Source organism: Companilactobacillus muriivasis (genome assembly GCF_036246245.1).
Classification (GTDB): domain Bacteria; phylum Bacillota; class Bacilli; order Lactobacillales; family Lactobacillaceae; genus Companilactobacillus; species Companilactobacillus muriivasis.
This window is the reverse complement of the sequence record NZ_BTTQ01000001.1, coordinates 466,229-484,707: the sequence shown is the minus strand read 5'-3', so window position 1 is coordinate 484,707 and position 18,479 is coordinate 466,229. Positions and strand designations below refer to the sequence as shown.

14 protein-coding genes are annotated in these 18,479 nt (G+C 37.2%); 3 read left to right on the top strand and 11 right to left on the bottom strand.

Going from position 1 to position 18,479, the window contains the following annotated elements; genetic code table 11:
• Window positions 1-298: 298 nt before the first annotated feature.
• Window positions 299-1,042: a hypothetical protein gene (locus AAA923_RS02395; RefSeq protein ID WP_338214364.1), complete on the top strand. Its 744-nt coding sequence runs from the start codon at window positions 299-301 to the stop codon at window positions 1,040-1,042.
• Window positions 1,043-1,437: 395 nt separating this feature from the next.
• Here the strand turns inward: AAA923_RS02395 and AAA923_RS02390 are convergent, their stop codons facing one another.
• Both AAA923_RS02390 and AAA923_RS02385 read right to left on the bottom strand, forming a co-directional pair.
• Window positions 1,438-4,125, bottom strand: coding sequence for a cation-translocating P-type ATPase (locus tag AAA923_RS02390; protein WP_338214363.1), 2,688 nt, complete (start codon window positions 4,123-4,125; stop codon window positions 1,438-1,440).
• A 232-nt stretch (window positions 4,126-4,357) separates the two neighbouring features.
• Window positions 4,358-5,008: a hypothetical protein gene (locus AAA923_RS02385; protein WP_338214362.1), complete on the bottom strand. Its 651-nt coding sequence runs from the start codon at window positions 5,006-5,008 to the stop codon at window positions 4,358-4,360.
• Between the two features lie 481 nt (window positions 5,009-5,489).
• Between AAA923_RS02385 and AAA923_RS02380 the strand changes: the two genes are divergently transcribed.
• The gene (locus AAA923_RS02380) at window positions 5,490-6,077 is read left to right on the top strand and encodes a site-specific integrase (RefSeq protein WP_338214361.1); all 588 of its coding nucleotides are present in this window, start codon (window positions 5,490-5,492) and stop codon (window positions 6,075-6,077) included.
• Between the two features lie 131 nt (window positions 6,078-6,208).
• On the opposite strand, the gene AAA923_RS02375 is transcribed toward AAA923_RS02380, so the two are convergent.
• A complete protein-coding gene (locus AAA923_RS02375; RefSeq protein ID WP_338214360.1) occupies window positions 6,209-7,456 on the bottom strand; it encodes a CAP domain-containing protein in 1,248 nt (415 codons plus the stop codon).
• A gap of 756 nt (window positions 7,457-8,212) precedes the next feature.
• The gene (locus AAA923_RS02370; RefSeq protein WP_338214359.1) at window positions 8,213-9,079 is read right to left on the bottom strand and encodes a DegV family protein; all 867 of its coding nucleotides are present in this window, start codon (window positions 9,077-9,079) and stop codon (window positions 8,213-8,215) included.
• A gap of 137 nt (window positions 9,080-9,216) precedes the next feature.
• Here AAA923_RS02370 and AAA923_RS02365 point away from each other — a divergent pair, with 137 nt between their 5' ends.
• Window positions 9,217-10,881 carry an Rqc2 family fibronectin-binding protein gene (locus AAA923_RS02365; protein ID WP_338214358.1) on the top strand — a complete coding sequence of 555 codons (1,665 nt, stop codon included), beginning with the start codon at window positions 9,217-9,219 and terminating at the stop codon, window positions 10,879-10,881.
• A 22-nt stretch (window positions 10,882-10,903) separates the two neighbouring features.
• On the opposite strand, the gene AAA923_RS02360 is transcribed toward AAA923_RS02365, so the two are convergent.
• From AAA923_RS02360 to AAA923_RS02330, 7 genes are all read right to left on the bottom strand, one after another.
• On the bottom strand, window positions 10,904-13,306 hold the full coding sequence (locus tag AAA923_RS02360; RefSeq protein ID WP_338214357.1) for an ATP-binding protein: 2,403 nt from the start codon (window positions 13,304-13,306) through the stop codon (window positions 10,904-10,906).
• On the bottom strand, window positions 13,297-14,385 hold the full coding sequence (locus AAA923_RS02355; RefSeq protein WP_041501088.1) for a carbamoyl phosphate synthase small subunit: 1,089 nt from the start codon (window positions 14,383-14,385) through the stop codon (window positions 13,297-13,299). The genes AAA923_RS02360 and AAA923_RS02355 overlap by 10 nt, the downstream gene beginning before the upstream one ends.
• Window positions 14,386-14,408: 23 nt before the next feature.
• Window positions 14,409-14,930 (bottom strand): bifunctional pyr operon transcriptional regulator/uracil phosphoribosyltransferase PyrR, encoded by a 522-nt coding sequence (gene pyrR, locus AAA923_RS02350; protein ID WP_041501089.1) that lies wholly within the window; start codon window positions 14,928-14,930, stop codon window positions 14,409-14,411.
• Window positions 14,931-15,032: 102 nt separating this feature from the next.
• Window positions 15,033-15,935 (bottom strand): RluA family pseudouridine synthase, encoded by a 903-nt coding sequence (locus tag AAA923_RS02345; protein ID WP_041501105.1) that lies wholly within the window; start codon window positions 15,933-15,935, stop codon window positions 15,033-15,035.
• Window positions 15,931-16,392, bottom strand: coding sequence for a signal peptidase II (gene lspA, locus AAA923_RS02340; protein ID WP_041501090.1), 462 nt, complete (start codon window positions 16,390-16,392; stop codon window positions 15,931-15,933). The genes AAA923_RS02345 and lspA overlap by 5 nt, the downstream gene beginning before the upstream one ends.
• A complete protein-coding gene (locus AAA923_RS02335) occupies window positions 16,392-18,074 on the bottom strand; it encodes a formate--tetrahydrofolate ligase (protein ID WP_041501091.1) in 1,683 nt (560 codons plus the stop codon). Before AAA923_RS02335 ends, lspA begins: the two co-directional genes overlap by 1 nt.
• Window positions 18,058-18,456 (bottom strand): EbsA family protein, encoded by a 399-nt coding sequence (locus AAA923_RS02330; RefSeq protein WP_338214356.1) that lies wholly within the window; start codon window positions 18,454-18,456, stop codon window positions 18,058-18,060. Before AAA923_RS02330 ends, AAA923_RS02335 begins: the two co-directional genes overlap by 17 nt.
• Window positions 18,457-18,479: the final 23 nt, after the last annotated feature.

Sequence of the window (18,479 nt, the reverse complement as noted above, 5' to 3'; positions counted from 1 at the left end):
GTTTGTAAATCTTTCTTTACATTGTTAAATCAACCAAGAAACGATTAAATTCCTTAATTAAGAACTTAATCGTTTTTATATTGCTCGTTATTATTATTTTACCTTCAGAATCTTTAAAGAATTATACCGAGAAACAATTTCTAAAAAGCCAAATAAACAGGTTTCCATAGCTCTGTTCCTGTAAACTGAAACTGAAGAAATTGATCTTGAATATGTTCAATTGTATATGGTTCATATGACTAACTCATAACCAAAATGGTTTGAAAGAAATCAATCACGTATATTAAGGAGCAAAAAGTTGAAAAAGAGATTAATTATGACTGGCATTGCTGCACTGGCCCTATTTGCGGTCTTTACAACATATTACGTGAGTAACGTTAGATCAAAAAAGATTATTAATGAACAAGTAATATCGAAACATAAAATGAAACAGCCAAAAGAATTTATTGATAAGAAAACTGCCGAACAAGTTAATCATAAATTTTACAGCCACGAAAAAATCCAGGCCGGAGCTCAAATGGATTTTGTAGGATACCCCTCCACCTTTTCTAAAATGGTCAATTCTGGTCAGTTAACAATAATCGGACAAGTAACCGGATTGAATAGTTTTGTATCTAATGATCAACCTTATACAATTGCCGACGTTGGTGTGCAGAAAGTTCTACATGGAGAAAGTTCTCGGCAAAATAAGATCATCAGGGTAATGTTTCTAGGAGGAAATATTGCTACTGAAAATACATCTAAAGTAGTTACTGTTGAATACAGTGAGAATCGTTTGCCAAGGGCTGGAGAAAAAATTGCAATGATTCTTTCTAAAGAAGAAGCAGACACAAACAATATTCCTGGAGAGTTCTGGGTAACACAATTTGCAAATAAGTCTGTCTTTTTTCAAGATAAAGATGGACAATATCGAAGAATACCAGAAGCAAAATCTATTGGCGGCGGTACTTCTGATAGTAATGGGAACCAAAATGATTTCAACGCTAAGGACGACAAAAAAATTAATGATGGAATGAATAAATTAATTAATAGTAAACAATAAGGTTTTACGCGTGGTGCTAGTTAAGTATGCCGTCTCCAGAGCTGGGAAATATTCTCAAGCTGTGCGGAACGGCCCGAGCCAAAATGCGGTCTCGAACCTCGGTTTGAAGCCTTGACACAGTTCGTCAAGGATCCAAACACGTCATCTTCCGTACTTATACCACTACCACGGCACACAAATATTTCCCAGCTCTTCCGACTAATTAATCGTTATTAGTCGAATGTGAAAGCATTTAAACAATTTTAGACTATGAACTATTTGTAATAGGTTATCAACTAGCACCATGCGTAAGGTTTTATATTCGAGCACTATGTTAACGTTAATTTGTTGGAATCCATAAAAAAGCGATTAAATTCCTTAATTAAGAATTTAATCGCTTTTTATATTTTATATTATTATTTTTTACCATTGCTACGTTGAACTAATTTAACCAATTCGACGATAACAATCATCAAAATACCTGCTCCTAATACAGTTAGCCACTGAACTAAATTAAGCTCTGAAACGTGGAATAAACTGTTGAAACCTGGAACAACGATTGTGGCAGCTACCATGATAAATGATGCGGCAACCCCAATATTAAATACTTTGTTCTTAAATGGATGAATTTTGAAAATTGATTGGTAAGTAGATTTAACGTTAAACGCGTGGAACAACTGAATCAATGCTAATGTTGCGTAAGCCATTGTTAAGGCATCGGCATGCATTGCAGCGTTACCTGTATGAACTGGGAACATCAATGCTAACGCGTAAACACCCAACGTGATAAGTCCTTCGAGGATACCTTGGTAAACAATTGCTGAACCGATACCACCACTTAGAAAACTAGATTTTCGTCCACGAGGTTTTCGATCCATGATACCAGGTTCAGTTGGTTCAACACCTAAAGCAATTGCTGGGAACGTATCTGTGGCCAAGTTGATCCATAATAACTGAACTGGCAATAAGATATCCCAGCCAAGAAGTGTCATCATGAATAATGTTAAAACTTCACCTAAATTAGCCGAAAGTAAGTATTGAATTGATTTTTGGATATTCGAGAAGACTTTACGTCCTTCTTCAACAGCAACAATAATAGTAGCAAAGTTATCGTCAGCTAAAACCATATCTGAAGCACCCTTGGAAACTTCAGTTCCGGTGATTCCCATACCAATACCGATATCAGCAGATTTCAAGGCAGGGGCATCATTGACACCGTCACCAGTCATAGCAACGACTTTACCCTTCTTTTGCCAAGCATTAACAATTCTTACTTTATGCTCTGGCGAAACTCGGGCGTAAACTGAGTAATTTTTAACATTTTTAGCAAATTCTTTATCACTCATTTGGTCTAATTGAGCACCAGTAATCACTGCAGCGTCATCACCAGGTTCAATAATACCTAATCTAGCGGCAATGGCTTCGGCAGTATCTTGATGGTCACCAGTAATCATCATTGGACGGATACCAGCCTTTTTAGCGTCAGCAACTGCGGCGGCAGCCTCAGGACGTTCAGGGTCGATCATACCAATCAATCCCGCAAAAGTAAGGTCATTTTCGACTGTATCGGAGTTAACCTCTTGAGGAATTGAATCGATAATCTTATAACCCATAGCTAGAACACGTAATGCTTGAGTAGCCATGAACTTGTTTTGCTTGAGAATGTCATCCTTATCAGTTTCGGTGAACTTTCTGACTTCATCAGGGCTAACTTGAATATCGGTAATACGTTGTAACAACATGTCGGGAGCACCTTTAACGGCTACTAGAAACTTACCATTATCTAACTGGTGAATCGTTGACATTAACTTACGTTCGGAATCAAAGGGAACTTCGGCAACTCGAGGTTCTTTTTTTAGTTCTTCTTCAATCTGATAATCATGGTCAAATCCGAATTGAACTAAAGCCGTTTCGGTTGGATCACCAACAAGCGTACCGTCAGCTTGGATCTTAGTATCATTGCTAAACGTCATAACTTGCAAGACTTTATCGTTTCCTGAAATTTCATCAGCAGCATCTTGTAATTTACCATACTGATAAACTTTTTCGACAGTCATCTTGTTCTGTGTCAAAGTACCAGTTTTATCGGAAGCAACAATATCGGTACTACCTAATGTCTCAACCGCAGGAAGTTTTCTAACCAATGCTTTACGCTTAGCCATTCTAGTAGTTCCCAAAGCCAAAATGATGGTAACAATTGCTGGTAGGCCTTCAGGAATAGCGGCAACCGCAAGTGAAATCGCTACTAGAAGCATATCAATAATTAGTTCGTTCATTGGTAATCCCGAAGGATTATTGAAGATACCAACAGCAAAGATAATCGCTGCAATTATGAGAATCAACCATGTCAAGGTCTTTCCTAGAGAATTCAAATTATCTTGCAATGGTGTACTGCTATCTTCAGCTTTGTTGATCATACCAGCAATATGACCAACCTCTGTTTTCATACCGGTAGCGACAACGACACCCAAACCACGTCCATAAGTAACATTACTGTTCATATAAGCCATGTTCTTTCTGTCGCCTAAGGGAATATCTTCATCAGGTAATAGATCGATTTCTTTTTCAACTGGAACTGATTCACCAGTCAATGCGGATTCCTCAATTTTCATTGAAGCTGAATCAAGCAACCGAATATCCGCTGGAACGATATCCCCAGCTTCAAGCAATACAATATCTCCGGCAACTAGATTTTCACTACTAACAGTGGCAAATTTACCTGCACGTTTAACGTGAGCTTCTGGTGTCGACATCTCTTTTAGGGCATCAATAGCTTCCTCAGCTTTTGACTCCTGGAAAACACCAAAGACGGCATTGATGATTACAACAGCCAAGATCAATGCGGCATCAGCCCACTCTTGTGCGACTACACCAGAGATAAAGGCAGCAACAAGTAAAACAATAATCATGAAATCTTTAAACTGATTGAAGAATTTTTGAATGATGGTTTGTTTCTTACCTTGAGCTAAAGCGTTGGGACCATCTTGTTCTAAACGTTGTTTAACGTCTTGTTCGCTCAGTCCCTCCGTACTCGTTTTGAATTGTTGAAATAGTGATGCTTTATCTAAAGAATAGTAACGGGTCGTACTGTTTTTCTCTTTCAAAATATGTCCTCCTCTTATTACTCTCAGGGATAAAAAAAGACTTGCACGCTAAATAGCGTACAAGTCTCACTAATTAAGACAAAACCAGACCAAAAGGTCTTGCTGACGATTTTGTCACAGGCAACTTTAATTCTGCAAGTTACTCCCTTGTGTTGAAAATAGTATAAGTGATATTTGGGGATAAAGCAATCAATTTCATCCATAATTTGTCTTAAACACCAAACTGGGACAACTAGTTGATTTTATCCCAATCAATACCACCAGTTATGTCCATTTCTTTGGCATTATCAGTCATATTTTGATGAACTTTGTTCAGAGTTCCATCATTTAATAGATACAACGTTTCTTTAAATGACCGATAATCTTTCAAACTCATAATTACTGCACTTTCATCTGTGAGGGCGACCTTATTAACCATTCTAGTTGGTTGCGTCTGAAGGTATCTTTGAATCAAAAATGGTAATAATATTATCAGTGTCAAATTTATTAAGTAAACCCCGTCTTGTGGCATTAGTAATGTCGTAATGCTCTTTTCCATTGCTCCGTTGAATTTTTGAGCACTCAATATTGTGTCAATGGAAATAAAATCTGAAAATTCACGGTAATAAATTACGTTGGCTATTAAGATTATCGTTTCTAAAGCAAACAATATGATAATCGCTGTTGTAAATGTCTTTTTTCGGACGAAGTAATTGGCGATACTTAAAATTAACAAGATAAAACCGAATGGGTTGAAGAGAGCTATTACGATCTGTAGCGGTCCCTCAATTCCCAAATTAAAATCCATAAAATATGCAATAATCGTCTCAATCCAAAGTAAAACTGAAAGTAACAAAATTACCTTTTGTCTTGTTACGTTTGTTAAAACTTTTTTATTCATCATTTTTACTACCTGATCTGGGTATGAAAAGAGCATTAGTAAGATATTTTTTACTAATGCTCTTTGATACTCCCGATTTGCTTACACTTTCAGTATACAAAGAAGAAATTACTAATTCAATAAGATTTGTGAATTTTGTAACTATATTTTCTGATATTGCCATGTTCTTTTTATACATAAAAGCTTATTACTTTTGTGTACGAAAGGAACAAGCACAAATTATCCTCATATTTCAACCTATTTAAATTACCACAATCTGAGAGACGAATTCTATGAACAACAGATCTACACTTGGTCGTCAAAGATATGAACTTGACCATAGAATTAACATTCGATAAAATGAGTGATTTTGTTGAAAAACGGGGGCTATTTGTAAGAAATAACCCCTGTAAAAAGTTGACGTATCAACCTGTAAAAACTACAATATATTTACAGGGTCTATTTAATTAAAATACTAAATAATAGTCCCTGTGATGGAGGGCCTATGAAACAGCTAGTTTTACCAATAAAAGACACCAATGTGCTAAATGAAGTTAAAAATACCCTCTTACGAAATTTCAAATATGGTCGACGCAACTACACAATTTTTCAAACTGGTAAAGCGACACTTTTACGAGTCTCTGATGTCATGTCTTTAAAATACAGCGATGTTTTTGATGACTACGATGAGCTGCGAAAGAATGCCTATATTCACGATAAGAAAACTGGTAAACCAAATACGTTATATTTGCGTCCAATTAAGCGTGATCTATTAATTTACCAAAAATGGTTGTTAGAGAATCATGTACAATCGGATTGGTTGTTTCCTTCGATGGAACGTCCTGAACGACATGTATCTGAAAAACAGTTTTATAAGATCATGGCCAAAACTGGAGATTTGTTGAATATCAATTATTTAGGTACACATACAATGCGTAAAACTGGAGCTTACCGAGTCTATATTCAATCAAATTACAATATTGCTTTGGTGATGCGCTTGTTGAACCATAGTAGTCAGCAAATGACCCTTGCCTATTTGGGATTAGACCAGGAATCACGTGAACAGATGTTAGATCAGGTTAATTTTGGATAGAGTGGAATAAAATATGTTTAACTTTCAATTGTAAATGTAAAAATGACTAGCAATCTAATTTTTTAGATTACTAGTCATTTTTGGTGTACTAAAAAAGCCAATGAACTATTTTCTAGTCCGTTGGCTTAACATTAATTTTGAACTAATTGATTTTGTTGAATCCAAGCGTTAGTACCAATGCGGTACATTTTAACACCAGTTAATGGATTTACAGCACGTCGATCAGTGCCCCATTTACTGTTGGCATTTACTGTATTACCAGTATAGCGACCGTTGTTGTCGTAAATTTTAGCATTGGTTGTAGCTGTGACGCTAGCACCTGCTAAGAATGATGCCCAAGGTAGCGCGTCATTAGCTGAAACGAATCCGTTAGTACTTACATGATAGAATGTACTACCGTTGATAATAGCAATCATATCAGAAATCCAATCAGTACTTGGTGCTAATTCCAAATCTGTACGTTTGTTACCATAGCGGTCATATAATGGTGTAACAACATTCTTAGTTGAAACGCCACCACGTAAATCAGCTGTGACATAATTATTACGTTCAGCGTAGTCGGCACTTGTCTTACCAGCATCAGCTACATCATATTTAGAAACGTTAGCGTAGTCATTGTTGTTAGTTAAGAAGTATGAGTAAACGTCACTAGGATCATATTTGCTGTATGAAGCTTGATCATTACCCATTTCTTGTGAAAAGTAAACCATACCGTTACGAGAAACGCTGACACCAATTCCGACATAATTAATGTATGGATTTAGCATATTCTTCCTGTGACCATAGTTTGGTTCTGAATCATACATTTCACTATAAAATTCGTGCGTAATTTTCTGTGCGATTGAAGCTGCATCAGTTGTACCGATCATTGAGAAAGGCATCTGTGCAATATTTTCTTCGGCAGTCAAATTATATGGATACATATTAGCTGAATTCCAGCCCGCATGGTTATCAACACCACCGGTACTTGTAAATGAATCAGTTCTAGCTTGAGCATAATTATTCAAAATCCCTACAGATGTCAAAGCTGACAATCCATTTTGAGCTCTCAAACGATTCAATTCTGACAACATGGCCATTTTAACTGAAGCAATATCAATATTGTTATAACTCGCTTGAGTATTTGCGGTTGTTGATGAATTAGAATTTGTAGTGTCATTTGTTGAAGTGGTAGTAACCGTCTTATTAGGGTCGACACTATCATTAGTGGCAGTGGCTACATCAGTATCACTACTAGAGTTGGTATTGGTCGTTGTTACTGTAGAAGCGTTATTGGCGTTTGCAGTTGCATCGGCATACGCAATATTACCTCCCAAACTTGTAGCAAGAAGTGCACTTGCAGCTACTAAAATAGCTGCTTTCTTCGTTTTAGAAAACATGATACTACTCCCCTTTTCAATGTGAACATAATGGTTATGTTTATTTTAACTCAATGGATGTATTAATAAAGTACTATTTATAATAAACATTTTATATTATTCCGGTAAATAAAGGAACTTTCCACTACTTTAAGTATAACTTTCTTTGAAAGGGTTTGAAATAAATATTTTTCTTTGGTTTTGGGGGCCGCCGAAGGCCGTAAGAAATGTAGCCGCTATGAGGACCGGTTCGAGCCATAGTACGGTCTCGAACCTCGATTTGAAGCCTTGCAAGTTCAGCAAGTCTCCAAAGTCGTCCTGTGGTGTAAGTGCTAAAGCACTAACGCCACCTCCACAGCTGTCTACATTTCTTACGGCCTTCGGCTATTTTGTTTGTTGCTGTTATTTAGTACGTTATTTGTAATTTATCCATTGATTATTTAATGAAATCAATTTATGTCGTACTTATATTTGAAATATTGACTTTCTATTTTTCGATAATATTTCACAAATTATGTAAAAGTAATACCACAACCAAACCAAACATTAGCCGGAGGTTGTCAGTGATATAGTCATGCTATGCAGATGGCGTTACGGCTTTAGCCGTTACACTACGGGACTAGTTTTGAGATTCGCGTACTTTGCGAAGCTCAAAGTCGAGGTGGGAGACCTTGGCTCACACCGGTCCCCATAGCTTGAGCTATATTACTGACAACCGGAGGCGGAAAAACAAAAAATACCCTACGATCTAACCCGTAAGGTATCAAAAAAATTCAATTATGATTTGTCGAAGTCACGCATCCAGGCTAGTGCTAGTGCACCTTTTCCTAAATGTACTCCGATAACTGGTCCAAAGTATGAACGTTCTAATGTAGCATCAGGATATCTTTCATGGACTTCATCGGCCCAACGGTCTCCCGCTTCAGGATCATCCGCATCTAAGACTAATAATCTCAATGGATATGGACTGGCATCCACAGCAGCATTCAATTTCTCCTCGGCCTTTAACTTGGCTTTCTTCATTGAACGTACTTTATCGTAAGCTACGATTTTGTGTGATTCATTGTCAAATTCCAATAAAGGTTTAATATTTAATACAGTACCAATTACGGCTGAAGTGTTTGATAATCTGCCACCCTTAACTAAATTCTTCAAATCATCAACTACGAAAGTTTCGCCGATTGATGAACGTAGGGCATCTAAACGATCAATGATTTCATCTACTGGTTTATTCTCTTGTGCCATTCGTGCAGCCTCTTGAGCTAAATAACCCATTAAGCGAACGGTGATGTGCGAATCATAAACAACTACATTGATGTTGTCGATTGCTTGAGCGGCACTCTTGAGATTATTAACAAATCCAGAGATTGTACTTGCTAAATGAATTGAAATTACGGTATCATAGCCTTCTTTAGCCAGTTTATCGTATACCTTTAGCATTTCACCCATTGAGGGTTGAGCTGTTGAAGGTAATTCTGGTGATTTCTGTAGTAAATCATAGAATTCGGATGTAGTGATATCAATATCTTCACGATATGTTTTAGTATTAAATACTACCTCTATTGGCACAACTGTTATATTATATTTATCGACTGTTTCTTGTGGCAAATAAGATGTACTATCTGTAACAATGGCTATTTTCATAAATTTATCAATTCCTTGTTTGGTTACGTAAAATGTTTGGATAACCATTAGATTATATCATATTCACGCTATTTTATATTTGTTACACATTAAAAGTTTCAGAAATTATCGCTTAGTTTTAAGAAAGGAAGCAAAATATGTCTTTTGATGGAATGTTTACGCATGCTATGGTAAACGAATTAAATCAGAACCTCCGCGGTGGTCGTATTAGCAAAATCCAACAACCATTCGCCAATGAATTGATTCTTACAGTGAGAAGCAATCGTAAGAATCGTCAACTTTTATTGTCAGCACATCCCTCATATGCAAGAGTTCAAATAACGCAACAACCATTTGCCAACCCTGCTAAACCATCGACGTTTGTGATGTCTTTACGTAAGTATATTACTAGTGCAATCGTCGAGGATTTCAGACAATTAAATAATGACCGTGTAGTTTCAATCGACCTCTCAGCTAAAAATGAACTAGGAGATATTCACAGCTATACATTAGTTACCGAAATTATGGCACGTCACAGTAATATCTTCTTGATCAACAAGGAAACTGGTAAAATTGTTGATTTAATAAAACGAGTTTCACCAGAAAATAATAGTTTCCGTGGTTTATTACCAGGTGACGATTATAAATTACCGCCCGCACAAAATAAAATCAACCCATTTTCAACTACTGATGATGATTTGACGGGTATGTCCGCTGCCGATATTCGTCAGAAATATGAAGGTATCGGTTTAGATACATCAGCTGAGTTAGAACAGTATATTGCACAAGGCAATAGTTTTGATGATTTTCTCAAGAGTTATCAAGAGAATCTACATCCTAACGCTGCCAATAACAATAAGCATAAATTAGGATTCTTCCCGATTAGCTTTAGCAATACAACAACTGAGGTCAATGACTACCCATCTCTTAGCGAGTTACTAGATAATTACTATCTTGATAAAGCTCGTCTTGACCGGATTGAGCAGCAAACTAAGAGCGTAACTCACCGTTTGAGTATTATCTTGAAAAAGGATAAGTCTAAGGTCAAAAAGCTCAATCAACAGTTATCTGCTACCGATGTGATGGCTAAGTACAATCTCTATGGCGAACTGTTAACGACTTATATGTCACAGATCAAACATGGCTCAAGTTCCATTACTTTGACTAACTATTATAATAATGAAGAAGTGACGATCAAGTTAAATCCTGAGTACTCACCTTCACTTAATGCCCAGAGTTATTACAAGAAGTATCGTAAGTTACAAAATTCTATTCCACATATCAAGGAACAACTAGAGATTACGACTAACGAGGTTAATTACCTAGAGTCAGTTCTAGCATCCCTTGAATACGTTGATATCGAGGATGTGGACGGAATCGTTGATGAGTTGATTGATTCTGGCTATATCAAGAAAAAGCGTAAGAATGCTCCTAAGAAACGTAAAAAGAAGATTGGTGAGGATTTCAAGTCAACTAATGGTGTTGAAATTACTGTTGGTAAGAATAACTTGGAAAATGATCAATTAACTATGAAATTAGCACAAAAGAATCACTACTGGTTCCACGTTAAGGATATCCCTGGTTCACACGTTATCTTAAAGACGAGTGATCCTGATGAACAATCAATTACCGAAGCTGCTACGATTGCTGCCTATTACTCTAAAGCACGTGATTCAAGTAAAGTTCCCGTTGATTATGTTCAAATTAAACATATTAGAAAGCCTAATGGTGCTAAACCTGGTTTTGTAATCTTTGAAGGACAAAAGACAATTTTAGTCGATCCTGACCGTAAATTAGTTACTGATTTAAAAGAGGAAAAATAAAAAGTCACCTAATGGTGGCTTTTTATTTTTCCTTCAAACGTAGTTCTTTAAGTTTCTCTTGGATCTCTTCTTTATCTAATAACTTATAACGCTTGTCGTCAATTGTTAATAGATATTTCTCATCAAAGTTATCAAATACCTTTTCCAATGATAAGTCATCGTCAATCTTATTACCTAGTAGTAATTTAACCAACGTATCAATCACATGGACTGAACTAGCAAGTTCGTGGCGGATAATATCATTCGTCATCCCTCGGTATTTCTTAGTTACTAGCCAATGGTCATTACTCTTAACCATTTCAAAGTTAAAAATATCGACTTTATCATTATCTTCAAGTTCTAGCTTGATTAATTTGGAAATTTCCACACGGTCTTCAGCAGTCATGAAATTATTAACCGAACTGATTTCATACAAGTGATTATCACGTCTACCACGATAAATAACTGAAGGAGCTAAGAAATTGTTACCGTCCGTTACGACCATAACCCTAACACTTGTATCACCTTTCAATTCGATATTCTTAATCTCTTGGGCACTGAATTGGAAGACACGGTCATCTCCGGTATCAACTAAATTCTTCGAGAGGTCAATGATATTGAGCACACTATCATGTTCAATCAAACCAAGACTCTTCATCTCCATGTGAGGATCGTCTATCTCAACAACCTTTCGACGCATCGACAATGGAGCATTCCATGGTTCACGTCCAATAATAATAGGCTCAAGTCCATTTTGATCAATTGATTTAGCTAGTTGAAATAAAACGAACTGACGAATCATAATATCAGTTTTCGAAGTAATGATTGGTGTTCTAACGATAATCTTCTTTCTATCGCTCAACTCCAGCTCATTACTGATACCGCTAGTAACAAAATAGTTATGATTGATGTATTTGTTATTGGCAACTGACACCGCACGCTTATTCTTAACCACCGTTCTAGTTACAATATCAGTACTATCAAGCAACAGTTTACTGTGGCCGACACCTTTAACACCCATCTCAACCATGCGTTCAACATTCTTACCGTCAATCTCGCCTTCACGAATGATCAGGCTGTTATTGATAATATTTTGCAATGCATTTAGATATGGTACATTAACGCCAGTAATCTCTGATAGCACAGGCATTTCAAATTTTCGACGTAAAGCTTCAGACAAGACGTCAAGAATCCAGTTAGTCGGGTGAATGATTTTTTCAAAGAGTTCATCATCATCTAACTTGCGCAATTCATTGTAACGGTCAAAGTTGTTATTTAACTTGTCATTTAAGGCACCCTTATTCAATACCTCTTCCAAACTAAAGCCATTGACCACAATGCTAGAGTCAGATGTCTTACTTGGCCCCAAGTATTTTTGACCAGGAGTCTTCCATTGAGGGAAGCGTGATGTTAAATGGTCTACAAACGGCTCAGTTGCTCCGTTGAAGTAGTTTCCGGCGTCTAATTGTAACTTGTCCAGGTGATAACCTAAACAAAGCTCAGCCACAGCTGTAGCGATAGGATAACTTGTCGCATATTCCAAAAATTTGGTTTCCTCACTCAAACGTGGGATAAATTCCGTAATATACGATTCCTTAGTCGTGTGGTTATAAGCAAAGTGGACTGTACAAATACCAACGATATTAAAGGCTCGAGCCAATTTGATTGAATAGTTACGCAATCGTTGCAATTTTGAATCATTCAATGAGATAGCTGGCGAAATCAAATTGGAATCCAAATGATGAATACCAATGGGTTCAATATCCTCAATTGTTCCAATCAATGATGAATTATCATAACGATCACGTAAGATAGTAAATGAATATTCACTGAATCCCCTAATACTACGTTCAATTTCAATTCGACTATCGGAAATATCTTCCATCGCCATAAAGTTATCTAGTTCGAACAAATTATTAATATTTGTCCAGCCACTGGAGTGACGGTTGGAATAACGTCTTCTAGCAATAATTGGAAAACCGATTGATCGAATAAAACTATAAATTTCTTTCTCATCATCAGAAGAAATGAACTTAATTACAGGCAAATTAGCTTTAGTCAATTTCTTGATGAATAGTTCACGCTTAAAAGTTGCCAATGAGGCAGAAAAACTAGCTCCCAAAACTTTAGTAGTACCGATTTTACCATTTAAACTAGAAATAATTCCTAGAGCATTACGATCACCAACCGTCGGCAAAATAGCATCAGGATGATATTTCTGAATAAATTTCAAAACATTATCGCCGGTAACCTTTTCAACAACAGTTTTGTCGTAAAAGACACCTGAAGATAATAGCGACGTAGGATCTTCAACGATGATAGATGTTTTGTAACCGAGTTGATGCAAAATATCGACTGTATCATAAAGAGCGGTAGAGAGATCAACGTTTTTGTCACTACTAGTAGGACCGATAATTAAAATAGTATGTACATCATCTAATTCCATTGATTTCTAGCTCCCTCTTGTTTCTTAACTGATTCAACTAAATCGATAAATTCATCGAAAACATAATAACCGTCAGTAGGTCCGGGTGCTGCTTCGGGTTCAAATAAGACACACATAATTGGCAAGTATTCGTGACGGATACCCTCGATTGTTCCATCAGCCACACAGACGTTAGTGACGATGAAATCAGAGCCACCGATATACTTTTCATCTAAAGTGTAAGAGTGATTGTGGTTAACAAAGTCAATTTTGCCACTGGCCACTTCTTTAACAGCCAATGATGATTCGTGGTGTGGTTCCTTCAAAGGTATAATCCGACAGTCGTTAGCTAATGCAATCAACAGATTACCTAGGCCAATGCCGAGTAATGGATAACGCTTTTGTAAAATTTGAATTGTTTTGATAGTCTTAGGCAAATCCTCTGGATTACCAGGGCCATTTGAATAGATGATCCCGTCCGGATGCAAACTTTCGATTTCCTCAGCCGTAGAATTATAGTTGACGATAATCGAGTTGCAATCACGATATGATAATTGCCTTAAAATTGAATACTTTAGACCCAAGTCGACAATGACAATCTTCAAGCCCATGTTGGGATTAGGATATGACTGTCTAGTTGAGACACGCTTTACCAAATCTGGTGGCAAAACTAAGGCTTTGATCTGGTCCATGGCATGTTCGTCATGAGTATCCATGATGCTTGCCTTCATCTCGCCGTGTTCCGCAATGTGCTTTGCCAATGCACGAACATCGACATTTTTAATCCCTGGTATTTTAAGTCCGGTGATCCAGCTCTCAAATGAAACTGAACCATCAACAGTTGATAAACTTGATGAACCAATAACTACACCTTTACACTGCGAGTTGATTGATTCATAAAAGTCGCGATTAATTCCTGAGTTACCAACAGAAGGAATCGTGAACGCCAAAATCTGGCCCTCAGTATCAGGGTCAGTGACGGATTGCTCAATTCCAGTACGATTATTTGATATTACCAACTGTCCCGTGGTAATGATAGAAGATCCAAAACCTTCACCAGGAAACACGGTCCCGTCTTCTAAAATTAAATAACGTTTCATTTCTAGCAACTCCTCAAAATAATTTATTCGATTTCGATTTTATCCTCGCCATCGATTTCTTTCATAGATACTTTAATTTTTTCTTTTTGAGAAGTGGGAATGTTTTTACCGACAAAGTCAGCTCTAATAGGTAATTCACGGTGTCCACGATCAACTAAGACCGCTAGAGAAATTTTCTTAGGACGACCGACGCTCATCAAGGCATCCATGGCAGCACGAATGGTTCTACCAGTATAGAGAACATCATCAGTTAAAATTACATGTTTATTATTTATATCGATATCTAATGGTTCCGCTTTTACAGTAGTCAAATCAGTTGCTTCATGATCATCACGGTATGGAGTAATGTCCAATTCAGCCACGGGAATACTGATGTTTTCCAATTGTTTAAGACGTGATTCGATTCTGTGAGCTACGAAAACCCCTCTAGTTTTAATTCCTACCAATACAAGGTCATCAATTCCCTTGTTTCGTTCAATAATTTCATAAGTAATTCGGGTCAATGCACGAGTCATTGTTTGACCGTCAATAATTTCTTTAGCCATATAATTTTCCTACTTTCAAAAAAGCACTCACAAAGTGAGTGCTTTTCGTTTTTATAATCGCACACAATTCTATTTTTAGATTATAGCATGAGATTACGACTGTCAATGTCGTAATTTATCAAGCGTATCTAAGAAAACCTTAGGTGGTTCAACGGAAAACTCCATCCACTCGTTAGTCCGTGGATGCACGAAGCCTAATGTCTTGGCGTGTAGGAATTGTCCCTTACCTTGTAAGGTGTTCTTAGGTCCATATAAAGGATCACCCGCAACGGGATGACCGATATATTGCATATGAACTCTAATTTGGTGTGTTCGACCAGTTTCTAATTTTAATTTTAAGAGCGAATAGTTTTCAAATTGTTCCAGTACAGTAAAATGTGTCACAGCATGACGTCCACCTTCGACCACAGCTTGTTTCTTACGGTCAAATTTAGAACGACCTAATGGAGCATTTATCTTACCAGTTCTTTCTTTGAAATTGCCATGTACGATGGCCAGGTATTCACGAAGATTACTTTTTTCCTTCAATTGTTGCATCAAAGATTGTTTGGCTAAGTTATTCTTAGCAATCATCAGCAATCCAGAAGTATCTTTGTCGATACGGTGGACGATTCCCGGACGAATTACATCATCGTCGTTGATTTGACAATGGTACAAAATTGCATTGACCAATGTCTTATCTGGATGTCCAGCCGCTGGATGAACGACCATCCCTTGTGGCTTGTTGACTACCAAGACATCACTATCTTCATAGACCACATCGATTGGAATATTTTCCGGAATGGCTTTGATTGGTTCCTCTTCAGGAACATTGACTAAAATCTTGTCACCCTTAGTTAATTTGGCTCCTGTTTTACTAACTGGTGCCTCGTTGACTAGGACATTACCATCTTTGATAAATTTTTGAAGCTGAGAACGAGTCAAATCTTCAATCTGCTCATTCAAAAAAGCATCTAAACGAGCCTTTTTAGGTTCGTCGTATTCTAAGTTAAAGGACTTACTAATTATTTTTCTCACCTGCTACTTGGATAATCAATGACACGACAATCAAAATCACACCAATAGTGATATAAGTGTCGGCCAAATTAAAGATTGGGAAGTTCATAAAGTCTAAATTGAACATATCGACTACAAAACGCCTTGCAAAACGATCGATACCATTACCAACTGTCCCCGCTAATAAGAATATCAAAGAAAATCGATAAAGATACTCTTTTTTATCAGCTTTAACAAATAAATATATTAACACGACCACCGCAATAATTGTAACTAAATAGAAGAAAAGCATTTTTCCCTCTAACATACTCCACGCTGCACCAGTATTAGTGATATGCGTAATAGACAATAAACCGGGAATAAAGTCGTGAACCGTCATCGGAACGATGTGGTTAGTTACATAATATTTGAGTCCTTGATCACCAGCAACTAAAACAACAAAGAGCAGCCAATAAATCAACTGCACTAGAACAATCCTCCGATAGTTCCCTCATTGTCAACATCCATGCCTAAAGCAGCGGGCTTCTTTGGAAGTCCTGGCATAGTCATCACATTACCTGTTAATACAACAACGAATCCGGCACCAAGTTTTGGTACGATGTCCGTTACATGTAAGGTAAAGTCAGTTGGGGAACCAAGGCGTTTAGGATCATCACTCAAAGAATATTGAGTCTTAGCAATACAGACTGGCAAGTCATCCCAAGCTTGATCTTTCAAAATTTGTAATTGTTTGCGAGCCTTAGCGCTGTATTCAACGTTGTTAGCACCGTAGATTTCAGAAGCAATTGTAGCAATCTTAGCTTCAGTTGTTTCGCCATCTTCGTAGAGACGTGTGTAGCTAGCTTCTTTTTCAGTTGCTTTGATGACAGCCTTAGCTAAAGCTTGACCACCTTTACTACCATTGTGGTGGATTTCAGCTAATTCAACGTCAACGCCTACTTCATCACAAAGTGTTGTCAAAAGTTTGATTTCGTTATCAGTATCTGTATCAAACTTGTTGATAGCAACAACTACTGGAATGTGATAGTAACGCATATTGTGAATGTGACGTTTCAAGTTCTTAAAGCCAAGATTCAAAGCGTTCAAATCTTCATTCTTAATATCATCTAGCTTTTGACCACCGTTGTACTTCAAAGCACGAACAGTTGCTACAATGACAATAGCGTTTGGAGCGTGGTTAAGTCTTGGAGTTACGATATCCAAGAACTTCTCGCCACCAAGGTCAGCACCGAATCCGGCTTCAGTAACAGCGTAGTCACCTAACTTCATAGCTAATTTAGTAGCTAAGATACTGTTACATCCATGGGCAATGTTAGCGAATGGACCACCGTGGATAATAGCTGGTGTATTTTCTAGAGTTTGTACCAAGTTAGGTTTCAAAGCATCTTTCAATAGAACAGTAATTGCACCTTCGACACGTAAATCTCTAACAAAGATTGGTTTCTTGTCATATGTGTAAGCAATTAAGATACTTGAAATACGTTCCTTCAAATCGTCGATGTCTTGTGCTAAACAGAGTACAGCCATCAATTCACTAGCAACGGTAATTTCAAAGTGGTCTTCACGAGGTACTGAGCTAAATGGTCCACCTAATCCAATAACGATGTTTCTCAATGAACGATCATTGATATCTAGAGCTCTCTTCCATGTAATGCGACGAGGGTCAATATTTAAGGCGTTGCCTTGGTGAATGTGATTATCAATCAAAGCTGCCAAAGTGTTAACTGCACTTGTTAAGGCGTGCATATCACCTGTGAAATGAAGATTGATATCTTCCATAGGAACGACTTGGGCATAACCACCACCAGTGGCGCCACCTTTCATCCCCATAACTGGTCCTAATGATGGTTCACGAAGTGCTAGGACGGTCTTTTTACCAAGTGATTGTAAAGAATCTGCTAAACCGATAGCTACGGTTGATTTACCTTCACCAGCTGGAGTTGGATTGATAGAAGTAACTAGAATTAACTTTCCATCATCTTTCTCCATACTTTTAACAATGCTACGACCTGAGAACTTAGCCTTGTAATGACCATATGGTTCAATATCATCTGATGTCAAACCGATCTTACCAGCAATTTCGTTAATATTTTTCATCTTGTCATGCTCATTGATTTGAGCGATTTCGATATCACTTGGAAATGACATTGCTTTCACCTGCTTCTTTTTTTATTAGACTTAAAATCCCTTTTGTGGAAGTAATCCTAAATGGGAAGAAATCACGATTATTAAAATCGAATTCCATCGTCCATTTATTATTCGCTTTTATATTGACATCGGAGTGGTCAAACGTCCGCATCTTGTAATAAGGTTCTTTGATGATTACCTGGTTCGCTGTTATGCTAACCCAAGAGTTAGTTATAATATAGAAAACGTAGATTCCATCAATGATCCAAATTAGAAAAGGAATAAAACTGAGCGTCATGAGTTCCAGTTGCAAAATGATTCCCAAACATGCGAGACTCAATGCAATTGACCACATAATGATTCCCCATGCGCCAGTTGGTTGAACTAAATGTTTCTTTGACATAATTTCTCCTGAAAGGTTCTAAA

What these genes read in the sequence shown, in the direction of transcription:
- AAA923_RS02385 (WP_338214362.1), bottom strand. Translation starts at nt 5,008, where the DNA reads ATGATGAATAAAAAAGTTTTAACAAACGTAACAAGACAAAAGGTAATT.
- AAA923_RS02380 (WP_338214361.1), top strand. Translation starts at nt 5,490, where the DNA reads ATGAAACAGCTAGTTTTACCAATAAAAGACACCAATGTGCTAAATGAA.
- AAA923_RS02375 (WP_338214360.1), bottom strand. Translation starts at nt 7,456, where the DNA reads ATGTTTTCTAAAACGAAGAAAGCAGCTATTTTAGTAGCTGCAAGTGCA.
- AAA923_RS02370 (WP_338214359.1), bottom strand. Translation starts at nt 9,079, where the DNA reads ATGAAAATAGCCATTGTTACAGATAGTACATCTTATTTGCCACAAGAA.
- AAA923_RS02365 (WP_338214358.1), top strand. Translation starts at nt 9,217, where the DNA reads ATGTCTTTTGATGGAATGTTTACGCATGCTATGGTAAACGAATTAAAT.
- AAA923_RS02360 (WP_338214357.1), bottom strand. Translation starts at nt 13,306, where the DNA reads ATGGAATTAGATGATGTACATACTATTTTAATTATCGGTCCTACTAGT.
- AAA923_RS02355 (WP_041501088.1), bottom strand. Translation starts at nt 14,385, where the DNA reads ATGAAACGTTATTTAATTTTAGAAGACGGGACCGTGTTTCCTGGTGAA.
- pyrR (WP_041501089.1), bottom strand. Translation starts at nt 14,930, where the DNA reads ATGGCTAAAGAAATTATTGACGGTCAAACAATGACTCGTGCATTGACC.
- AAA923_RS02335 (WP_041501091.1), bottom strand. Translation starts at nt 18,074, where the DNA reads ATGTCATTTCCAAGTGATATCGAAATCGCTCAAATCAATGAGCATGAC.
- AAA923_RS02330 (WP_338214356.1), bottom strand. Translation starts at nt 18,456, where the DNA reads ATGTCAAAGAAACATTTAGTTCAACCAACTGGCGCATGGGGAATCATT.